Genomic DNA, 5,146 nt, shown 5'->3' with positions numbered 1-5,146 from the left:
AGTGAGTATACAAAAAATGCAGGAAAAACGACAATTTTATTCCGCCGTTTTCCTACATTTTACAACCGCCCTCTACAAGCTTAACTTCATGGGTAAAATCAATGTTCTTGTCTGAGTTATATAAGCGAACTTTGTCAGGATTACTTTCAACAAAATCGCTTTCTATCTTAAATAGTGACCTATTAATTACCGGGCTTTCGCTTAAGTACTTCAAGTTATGTGAAGTAATGAAATTATTAATTTTGTTAGCTATTTCCCTATCTCTTGGATCAACAATAATCATTTTGTTTCCAGGAGCCATAAGTGTATTAGTTTGGTGGTATCCATCTTTACCAATAAACTCAAATAAAAATTCCTTCTGTACTTTTGAATAATCCTTAAATACAACAGTAATTCCATCAGCAATATCAACATTATCAAATACTTTAGATGCGTCTTCAAAGAAGATGACCTTTGCTAAATGTGGATCATTGACTAAATTATATCCAAACTTTTTCATTCCCTTACCAGATTGGTGTATCCATCTCTTACCTGGATAAATTAGGGTCGAATAACTAACGTGCAATTTGTCCGCAAGCTCCTGAAAATACTTAAAAATATTTGTAACTGGTTGTTGCCCACTAGCAGTCTTCTTATTCGTCGTAGTTTGATAAGGTGGGTTCCCAATTACCACATCAAATTTCATATTACCAAACAGCCCCCTTATCTTCTTTGCTTCTTCTGCTATATTTTTCTTTGCATCCGCCACGATGTTATCCACAAACTCAACATTAACGTCAAAATCACGGTAACCAGCTAAGGTCCGTTTAGCAATTGCCTTAGCCATTGGTGTTTTGGCGACCATAAATAAGTTTTCACGGAGAATCTTCTGCCATAACATTAACTGGTTTTCAAAGCTGAACTTGCCTGCTGTTGCATTATTTAGCTTATTAAATTCCTGCCAGTATAATGACATCCCCGCATATAGTGGATACAGTCCAGTCTTGGAGTTAATTTCTAGAATATGAGTATCTGGATTGAAAACTTGATCAGTGTACTCTGTCGTTACCCAGTGATTGGCACTGGCACCATCTTCAGTCGTGTATTGATAGTCATCATCATAAAATGACAGTCCACCAATCGTCTTGCCTAAGTGCATGTTAACCACACGCCATGGCGTCAGTACGGTTTCCTTGTCTGGATTACGGAAAGTACCAAAAATATCAGCTAACTCCTTTGTCCGTTCAATTGGATCAAGTTTATCGAGCTCTTTAACCTTCCGTCGAATAATCCGTCCAGCTTCAATAAAGACATCCTGATCGTAGTATTTAGAGAATTTAAGGAACAATTCTTTAGTTACACCCTTAGGCATAAATTCAGCCCAGGATTGATCATCGACCTTTTTGACGAAGGTGTTAACAGAAACATCATCGGTCAGTTTAATATCCATTCCATAGATCATCATTGGAATCCGAATTGAAATTGACCGTAGGATCGAAATCATGGTGTTCCGCTGCTTCTTTAATTCCTTCATTTTATCAATTGCAGCTTGTTCTTCTGGAGTTCGTTCCCGTCTCGGTTTCTTTTCTCCTCGATTAGCTTGATCATATTCTTCATCAGTTAAGCCTTGCTGGTTAACATCAACCTTCATCGGCTTTTTTTCTGATTTGGTCGTGCCAACGATTGCTTTTAAGTCATTGAACTCTTTTAGATCAACATCCTTTAACATTAATAATTCATCGTTATACAGTGAATCATCATCAAAACCGGTCCGAACTGCTTTTTCTGCGTAAACTCGCTTAATCTTGGCTAACATTGAGTCAACCTTGAATGGCTTCATCCCTTGACCAGTTTCACCAACGATTGGTAAGAAGTTCATTAACTCAGCCATCTTTTCCTTTTGAACACCGGTAGTCCTTTTGCCAACTCCAGTGTTGAGCTGAGCAGAAGAGGCCATGATTGTTAACGCCCTGTCAGGAGCAAAGTCAAAAATATAACAGTTCGTCTTCATACCAAAAGTTGGAGATGAGTACGGAGTTTGGGCCCTAAAGGCGGCTTGCAGGTATTGCATGGCACTGTTGGTATTAGCTAAGAATAGCACCCCTGTCCATGGTTTAATAGTTACCCCAGTAGTGAGTTTCCGTACAGTTAAAGTAATCGTTTTGGTTGCGGATGGATCTTTACCAATCGCATCGTTAACTTTATCAACATCACTTTCAGAAGCAACTCCTTCATTATCACCATTTTCAACAACATTGACGATTTCGTACTCCATTCCGAAAACTGGATGATGTCTTAACATCTTTGCTAACGCATTAGCTTCATTAACGCCTGGCATAATCCAGAGCGTATGACGCAAACGATTACGGAATTCTTTGGTAGAATACGGGTAATTAGTATGACTATCAGGGGATGTTATATTATCCAGGAATTGTCTAACCTTATCCTTATAGATGAATTCGCCATTGTCATCAACCTTGAAGAACTCCTTAAAGTTAAAGGACTTATTTTCAGTGCTAAAACGATCATCCGTAAACCGCTTTTGCATTTCAAAAGTATACATATTAACCTTTGGTAGACCTTCATAAGGATTCTTCTCATTCGGATGTTCCTTATCCCAGTTATATTTAGCCTTTTGTTCCATCACGTAGTCCCAGGTATAAACTTGATTTTCATCATACTGATCAAGAATATTAAATGGTGTTCCGGATAGCTCCAAAAGCTTTGTCCGATCAGGATTAACTACCAGATCGGTAACCCGCTTAGCTAATTCGGTTTGGGTTCCTTCATGGGCTTCATCAACAATGACTAAATCCCAATCAGTCTTAAATAAATCACGGTTCTTGTCACCAGCCTTACCCCCAACTGCTTCAGATCCCCGTAAATCTTGTAAACTAGCAAAGTAAACAAACGGCTTAGGTGATTTAGCCAAGTAAGAGAAATCTTCTCCCTCTTTCTTGGAGCCGTAAAGATAACCGGCTTCAGGCATCCCAATCTTCTTAAAATCATCAAACCAGCCCTCGTCAACTACTGGACGGTGGGTCATGATAAGCACGTGTTGATACTTTTCATCCTTAATCAGCTGTAAAGCAGATAAGGTCTTACCGAAACGCATCTTGGCATTCCATAGCATTTTATTGCTCTTTTTAAAAGCCTTCTTGGTTTTGTCAACCGCTGCTGCCTGTTCAGGACGTAAGACAATCTTGGGCTTGCTTGTTGGGGCTGGTGCATCAAGAGAGCGTTTGCCTTCCTTAACAGCTTGAATAGCCTTTTTAGCAACATCAACATCCGTCTGATACCATTCATTACCTTCCGTAATTTCGGTCTTTTTAACTCCAGATCGTTCTAGTACGTCATGTACATCATAATCACGAAACCATGAATGATCGTATTTACGGTAGGCTAATTCAGTCCACTGAAGTTTATGGGGTACCCCAGCAGTTTTCATATACTCATTGATTCTTCTTTCAGCAGCCTTTTTAAGGTCATCGCTGTTAGGACGGGCATCAATTTCATAGTCATCAATTGAAGCTTCGCCGATCTTTTCTAATCCTTTATAAGCTGGCCACATACCATCCTTATTATCAGCAGTCTGAATGTAAATCAGTTTCCGCGTCGTCGTACTGTAACCATCATTACTATTTTCAGGCTCCTTAAAACTATCTAGACTAACCTTTTCATCGGTATAGTGATTCATGTACCAAACTAGAATTAGGTTCATTTTTTTAAACCCTTTAAGCCTTCGGACTTCGTATACTTATGAAGGGTATGTGCTGCTCTATTACCGATCCCTTTTAAGTCATAAAAAGCCTCTAAGATTTCACGATCCACTAATCGATGGCGTTCGATTTCCTGAAGACGTTTATTAAAGTTGCTTTTGTGAGGCATTGATACATAATTTAAATCTAAAATGGTGCGGGCAACACTTTCAATTACCTTACGGATAGTTTCAAATTCATTACTGAATTTACCAATGGTATATAATTCCTCAGCATCTTTAGCGGTCTCAAACCAGATTTGAGTATCCTGATCTTTTTACAAATACGCAAAATTACTTTTCATGATTATTCCCCCAACTAATAATTACTTGCTTTATTATACTAGAAAAATAAACCATTAAATAATCAATGTTTCACGTTGTTATTCACGAAAAAAGCCTGTAACAACGCTTAAAAAGCGTTATCACAGGCTTTTAACTATCATTTAGTGCTGACTAGAGGATTCGAACCTCCGACCTCATCATTACTAGTGACGTGCTCTGCCAACTGAGCTAAGTCAGCAATTTCTCAACAGTCACTACTATATCAGATATTCAGTCCTTTGCCTACCCCTTTTGGCAAATTTTTTCAAAAAGCCGCATTTTAAGGCCTAATTCCATGGTAAGGTAGGAATAAACCAAGAAAGGATGATCCAAATGAAACAAGCATATTTAATCCATGGCACTTCTACCCGTGATGATGACTGGTTTCCCTGGCTTGAGGACGCTGCCAAACCGGCTATTAAATTAGACCGGCTATGGTTACCAGATCCCTTTTCTCCGGATCCCCAAGCCTGGGATCAAGCCGTTGACGACCAAATCCCCGTTGAAGATGGGATTACCATTGTCGCTCATAGTCTTGGTTGCATTACGGCCCTTCGTTTTGTTGCCCGCCATCAAATCCAGGACGTTCGCTTATTACTAGTTGGCGCTTTTGATCGACCGCTTCCCCTTTATCCAAGCTTAGATGGTTTCACCAATCCCCGTCCAGATTATGCCGATCTGCGAACTAAGGTTTCAAAAGCCACTGTGATTACAGCCAAAAACGATCCAATTGCCCCTTACCGGCAGGCAATTACGATCGCTAGCGAATTGGAAGCAAAATTAATCTGCCAAGAACACGGTGGCCACTACCTCACCAGTGATGGCTTCCGCAAATTTCCGTTGGCGTTGAAAGAACTAGTAAGCTTACAAGAATAACTAACGAGGGGCTGGTTCGCTCCAAAGCACGGCCTTAGCGGATAAGTGCGAACGAAAGGTCGATTCTAATGAATCAACCCTCGTCCTTCTTATCCCAACCAGGCCGTCAAGGAGCTTTTTTCCCAACCTCTTTCGTAAGCGGTGAATAACGACACGTCTATTAATCATATGGCTAACCCCCTATACTGAAGACATCAAATCTCAGTTAGG

At 39.8% G+C, this 5,146-nt stretch carries 2 protein-coding genes and 1 tRNA gene; 1 reads left to right on the top strand and 2 read right to left on the bottom strand.

Annotation, left to right across the window (positions count from 1 at the left end; translation table 11 throughout):
• Positions 1 to 52: 52 nt before the first annotated feature.
• Positions 53 to 3,700 carry an Eco57I restriction-modification methylase domain-containing protein gene (locus H5993_RS08810; protein WP_239458065.1) on the bottom strand — a complete coding sequence of 1,216 codons (3,648 nt, stop codon included), beginning with the start codon at positions 3,698 to 3,700 and terminating at the stop codon, positions 53 to 55.
• Between the two features lie 486 nt (positions 3,701 to 4,186).
• A tRNA-Thr gene (locus H5993_RS08805) sits at positions 4,187 to 4,259 on the bottom strand.
• Positions 4,260 to 4,393: 134 nt separating this feature from the next.
• Between H5993_RS08805 and H5993_RS08800 the strand changes: the two genes are divergently transcribed.
• Entirely contained in the window at positions 4,394 to 4,936 is a 543-nt protein-coding gene (locus H5993_RS08800) for an RBBP9/YdeN family alpha/beta hydrolase (RefSeq protein ID WP_204777078.1), read from the top strand.
• The last annotated feature ends 210 nt before the right edge of the window (positions 4,937 to 5,146 follow it).

The organism is Limosilactobacillus alvi, assembly GCF_016900115.1.
Classification (GTDB): Bacteria; Bacillota; Bacilli; order Lactobacillales; family Lactobacillaceae; genus Limosilactobacillus; species Limosilactobacillus alvi.
Note: the sequence above shows the minus strand (reverse complement) of the source record. Positions and strands in the feature narration are given on the sequence as shown.